Below are 3,838 nucleotides of genomic sequence, written 5' to 3'. Positions count from 1 at the left end.
TTTTGAATTGTTTTAAAACGCTAAAATCTAATTACTTATATTTGGTTCCCCACCAAATACCCCACCAGAAAGAAATTCTGGTGGGGTATTTTTATATTAAATTTTATTCACCTATTCTTTGATGCTTTACAAGCTTTCTTAAGACGTGTTATTCAGCAACATTCTTCTATGATTATCAATATGGTTTACCTAATATTCCTACTACTTTAAGTTTTCAATTATTCACTTATACAAAAATTCTTAAAAGCTGATAATAACAATAATAAGTTTTTAAATCTTAAAAAGAAAAGAATTTGGTTTATTTTTTATATTCATCTTTTAATAAATCAAAAAGTGTTAGATAATCATTTGGAATTGATGATTTTTTAATACTATGTACTTTCTTTATAGCATCTAGAAGTTTACTGATATCATAAAAGTAGGTTTTTACAAAATCATATGACTTCACGTTGCTAAATTTTAATTTTTGCTTACAATAATCACTTGGCTTAGAAAGGCCTGATCTATTAAAATCTTCATTTTTTTCTTCACTAACAATTATTAGTAACTCGATTTCAGGAGGTGTAATTACATTTATAACTTCAATTTTTTCTTCAAAAATTTTTCTATACTTAGCAGTTCTAAAATTAAAATTTTCTCTTTTTGAATCTAATATCCTGAACAAGGCAATCTTAGATCCATAATCTTTACCCATGTATTTATCACAAAAATCCTTTGCACCTCGAGTTTTTATTGGACCATCATTAATCAGGTATTCATCATTTTCAATAATAAGACAATGATTCTCTAATAATATTTCGATAATAGCCTCTTCAGCAGCCCCTTCGCAAATAATCGCACTATATTTTTTTGGCATATTTAAGACCTACTTTTTTAAGAATCTTTCTTTAATAATATTTCTTAATGAATTTTCCGATGAATACTGTGGAGTGGAATTATCAATTATTCCTTTAATAAAGATATCACCTTTACTTATATCATTTCTTTTAATAATGTTTGAAAACTTTTCAATTTCAATTTGTCTCTTTTTTCTTACAATATAGATTGAATCATTTCTAGGAATTATATCTAACAGTTCTGAATAATGAGTAGAATAAATCAGAATGGCTCCATTTGGATTCATTTTTCTATCCAAAAATAGATTAATGAAAGTAGAAACAATTTCTCTATTAAAATGATTTTCTAATTCATCAACGATTATTACTCCACCTGAACGTAATGTAAAGAATGCATCCATAAACAAACCAAGCCCTTTAACTGTACCTGATGACAAAATGCTATGTAACTCAGGTATAGAGTCAAGTTCAATTGAATTAACTTGATCTTTAAACTTAAGTTTAACTCTTACAGTCTTATTTTTTTTATTTTTTACGAATTTTAATTCCTCAATACTTGGATCCAAATAGGTAATTAATTCATGTGGAATATTACCATAACCGCTCAGAACATTAAAGTTTGTATAACTTAGTGTATCTCTATAATATAATTTCTCAATCTTTTTTAAATTAAAGAGAATATTTATTATGCTAACATCCGAACTTAAGCCTAAATATTTTTTATCACCTTTATTTCTTGTTATTATATGCTCTTCCTTTATGGAAGTGAAATTAAATATTTCTTTTTTTGAGCGTACTGATTTTGCCTTCTTTGATGAGAAAGTCTCATCAACGAAAAAGTATTTATATTCTCCCTCTTCCTCATCGAATCTTCTAGAAATGACCGATTCTAATTTATTAATTGTTTGGTTACCATTTTTTTCGTCATAAAAAAATATTGTGTATTTTACTTTTTTATTATTCTCTAGATGTAAAATATTACTAGCGTCAGAATTTTCCAAGATTACCCTTGGACTGTAGTTTATAGATTTAGCTTGGATAATATTAAGCGCAACTATTATAGCATTTAGTATTTGAGTTTTACCAGAAGCATTTAACCCAGTAAATGTAAGAGTTCTATTAACATAGAAATTATTAAATAGATGGATCAATTCGTGTTTCTCATCTGAGCTAACTCGTGCTTCTGAGAAAAAGTCTATTTCAATTTTTTTCTCAAATAAAGCGACGTCTTCAATTATTATTTTCAATAATTTCATTTCATTACTCCTAATTATTTTTATATAGCTATTTTATATAAATTTCCCAAATAAAACAACATATAACTACTGATTTTTGTAATTATCTGTTATTTTTGATAGAATACATTATTATATAGGGGAAGGCGATTCATTTTTTATATGTCCTAGCAGTTCTTAACCAGCTTTATTACTTATGTTAAATTGTAAAATATAGTGCACCAAAAGAACTCATAGCGTTTTATTGGTGTAAACTGTAAGTAACCACACAATCAGAACCCGAGGAAAAACTATGAGCTACTCCTATCTTATCATAGCCCAAATTGCAAGTAAACTTGGAGTCCATAAGTCTATCATTTAAAGTGAGTTAAAATGATGCAAAAATGGCTATTCCCTAGCCTTAGCACAGGAACACTACAACCACAGGGCTAAGCAAAAAAGTCGGAAGTCTCGTTTGATACCAAAGTTAAAAAAGGAAGTTGATGATTGTTTAAAATCCTCCTGGCCTCCTGAACAGATTTGTGGTCTTTATCAGCTTTAACAAAAGCTAATGACATCCTCTAAAACTATTGGTTTTCGAATGATAAAAACATACTGAGATTCAAACTTCTCAGTATGTTTATTTTATTATATTATCTTTTTCTTATTCCACAATTTTATAGTCACCACTTTGTAGTAAATTCAAGACTTTATTTACAAATTGTGTTGAAAGTAATCCTTCAATATTAGCACCATGAGTCTTAAAATCTTTGTCAATTTCTTTAATTTGTAATTTAGTATACTTTTTAGCCTTTTGCTCTGGAATTGGTAAATGGAAACTATACTCCCCAATTTCATAAAATAAAAAATATAAATATTTTTTCCTACCTAACTTATAATCAAAAAATCTTACTTCTATAAAGTTCTCATCACGGTAACCACCTTTCCAAATGATATCATTACTTTTTTCTTGCAATAATTTATCATAGTCTTTTTCAGTACTAAATACTCGTTTTGTCTCTTCCCCTACATATTGTTGATGGATTAGTGATGGTTCAAACACTGTTAACATTTCTTCCTTCATCGTATAGTATTTTTCCATCTCATCTTCAGCATTTTCAATGTTTCTTACTGTATACTGATTGTAGTGATCGTCTTTATATTTTCTTATTTTATCACGATGATTTTTAGCTCGCTTGTTTACAGAATAAATACATTCTGCAATCATCTCATTCGTAATTTTTTTGTCATTTACCAACTGAATATAATTTTTGGGAGTCCTCATATTATTAATCCTTTCATCTCTTACTTTAAAATGTGCAACAGTAAAAATTATTTTCCCATTATATTAAATCGTCTATTATTAAATTTTTACTTAATTATCTGTTTTATTATATCAAATATCGTTCACCTTGTCTTTTTTGTACTTTTCTACCATTTCCCAAAGCGTATGATTCGCTAAATCCGCTACAAGATCATACCATTCATTAAACAAGAATGATTTAAGCAACATATCAAGTGCATAATTCAAATTTAAAATCTCATCCATCTCTCTAATCTCAAACGTTTTTTTACAATGGCAAGAGTGATATACTACAATTCTCAATGTATCATCAACAAAAGCGAACGACAGTTCTTGATTATCTCGAGATAAATCTACATAGAAGTCATCTTCGTAAGTATCGAAGTTGATAACAATATCGATCTCTTCCCTTTTCTCAATCAGATCACCCACTATTGTCATGATTTGTTTATTAATATATTTTTTTACAGTTTTCATTTTTTTAT

Annotated in this window: 4 protein-coding genes and 1 pseudogene; 1 reads left to right on the top strand and 4 read right to left on the bottom strand. The window is 27.6% G+C overall.

Going from position 1 to position 3,838, the window contains the following annotated elements; translation table 11 throughout:
• Nucleotides 1-298 precede the first annotated feature (298 nt).
• The gene (locus AX662_RS02735) at nt 299-856 is read right to left on the bottom strand and encodes a hypothetical protein (protein ID WP_060971557.1); all 558 of its coding nucleotides are present in this window, start codon (nt 854-856) and stop codon (nt 299-301) included.
• Nucleotides 857-865: 9 nt separating this feature from the next.
• A complete protein-coding gene (locus tag AX662_RS02730; protein ID WP_048788565.1) occupies nt 866-2,092 on the bottom strand; it encodes an AAA family ATPase in 1,227 nt (408 codons plus the stop codon).
• Nucleotides 2,093-2,363: 271 nt separating this feature from the next.
• Between AX662_RS02730 and AX662_RS11080 the strand changes: the two are divergent.
• Nucleotides 2,364-2,609 (top strand): annotated as a pseudogene (locus AX662_RS11080) (IS30 family transposase); the annotation flags it as partial.
• Nucleotides 2,610-2,714: 105 nt separating this feature from the next.
• Here AX662_RS11080 and AX662_RS02725 read toward each other — a convergent pair.
• Both AX662_RS02725 and AX662_RS10695 read right to left on the bottom strand, forming a co-directional pair.
• Nucleotides 2,715-3,335, bottom strand: a complete 621-nt coding sequence (locus tag AX662_RS02725) for a hypothetical protein (RefSeq protein ID WP_060971556.1) — start codon at nt 3,333-3,335, stop codon at nt 2,715-2,717.
• 111 nt (nt 3,336-3,446) lie between these two features.
• On the bottom strand, nt 3,447-3,838 hold a 392-nt coding region (locus AX662_RS10695; protein WP_231728409.1), incomplete at its 5' end, for a hypothetical protein.

The sequence above is a fragment of the Streptococcus sp. CCH5-D3 genome (assembly GCF_001556435.1).
In the GTDB taxonomy this organism is placed as follows: Bacteria; Bacillota; Bacilli; order Lactobacillales; family Streptococcaceae; genus Streptococcus.
The sequence above is the reverse complement of the archived record's forward strand: the minus strand, read 5'-3'. Positions and strand labels throughout refer to the sequence as shown.